This is a genomic window from Mesorhizobium tamadayense (assembly GCF_003863365.1).
Classification (GTDB): Bacteria; Pseudomonadota; Alphaproteobacteria; order Rhizobiales; family Rhizobiaceae; genus Mesorhizobium; species Mesorhizobium tamadayense.
Map to the genome: position 1 here is coordinate 1 of NZ_RQXT01000163.1, position 1,320 is coordinate 1,320.

Consider the following 1,320-nt stretch of genomic DNA (forward strand, 5'->3'; position numbering starts at 1 on the left):
AGGACGGTCCGAACATTAACTGAATCGCGCTGTGCGTCGGTGTGACTCAGGTCGAAGGGATTCCTGAAGGCGACGAACAGGCGTAGGTCGGTCGGATGATCGACGCGGACGCTATCAGGTATCGCTGGGAGACGGTCGGGTGCAAGCTCGATGAGCGCGGCCGTCGCATGTTCGCAGCGGCCGAGGTGCGTACTGCCGGCTGGGGTGGGCTAGCGGTCGTCTCCAGGATCACCGGGCTGGCCCGCTCGACGATCAACCGCGGCGAGGACGATCTGGACGCCGAGCCGCTACCTCGGGGGCAGGTTCGCCGTGCCGGCGGCGGACGCAGGGCGGTGAGCGAGAGCGACCCTGGGCTGGTTGACGAGCTGAAACGCCTGGTCGAGCCGGTCACGCTAGGCGATCCGGAGCGACCGCTGCTGTGGGTGTCGAAGAGCATGGACAAACTCGCCGCCGCGCTGACGGCGACGGGCCATCCGATCAGCGCCGACACGGTCGCCAAGGAGCTGGTGAAGCTCGGGTTTTCGCGTCAGCGCAATCGCAAGGCCGACGAAGGCTCGCGGCATCCGGACCGCAACGCGCAGTTCGAGCACATCAACGCCAAGGTGATCGCCGCGCAGGCTGCGGGACAGCCGGTCATCTCCGTTGACACCAAGAAGAAGGAGTTGGTCGGCAACTTCAGGAACGCTGGCTCCGACTATCGCCCCAAGGGCAATCCTTGCCGTGTGAACGTGCACGACTTCGAGGACAAGGCGCTTGGCAAGGTCGTGCCATATGGCGTCTACGACGTGACGGCCAACGCCGGCTTCGTCAGCGTCGGCATCACCAGCGACACGGCCGCATTCGCGGTGCAGGCAATCCGCTGCTGGCGCGAGCGCATGGGACGCGAGCGCTATCCAAAAGCAAGCGAGCTGACGATCACCGCAGACTGCGGCGGCTCGAACGGTGCACGCGTGCGGTTGTGGAAGATCGAACTGCAGAGGCTCGCTGACGAGACCGGCCTCACCCTCCACGTTCACCACTATCCGCCGGGCACCTCCAAGTGGAACAGGATAGAGCATCGCCTGTTCTGCCACATCACCCAGAACTGGCGCGGTCGGCCGCTGACGGATCGTGTCGCGGTAGTCCAGCTGATCGGCGCGACGACGACCAAATCCGGCCTCAAGGTCGACTGCGCACTCGATACACGCACCTACCCGAAGGGCATCAAGGTCAGCGACGCCGAGATGGCAGCCCTCGACATCACCGGCGACACGTTCCATCCTGAATGGAACTACACAATCAAGCCGCGAACCTCGTAGCAGTTATTGTGCGCGGTATCCT

Annotated in this window: 1 protein-coding gene; it reads left to right on the top strand. The window is 64.5% G+C overall.

Features of this window, described 5'->3' with window-relative positions:
• Nucleotides 1–95: 95 nt before the first annotated feature.
• On the top strand, nt 96–1,298 hold the full coding sequence (locus tag EH240_RS36980) for an ISAzo13 family transposase (protein ID WP_125007245.1): 1,203 nt from the start codon (nt 96–98) through the stop codon (nt 1,296–1,298).
• The last annotated feature ends 22 nt before the right edge of the window (nt 1,299–1,320 follow it).

What these genes read in the sequence shown, in the direction of transcription:
- EH240_RS36980 (WP_125007245.1), top strand. Translation starts at nt 96, where the DNA reads ATGATCGACGCGGACGCTATCAGGTATCGCTGGGAGACGGTCGGGTGC.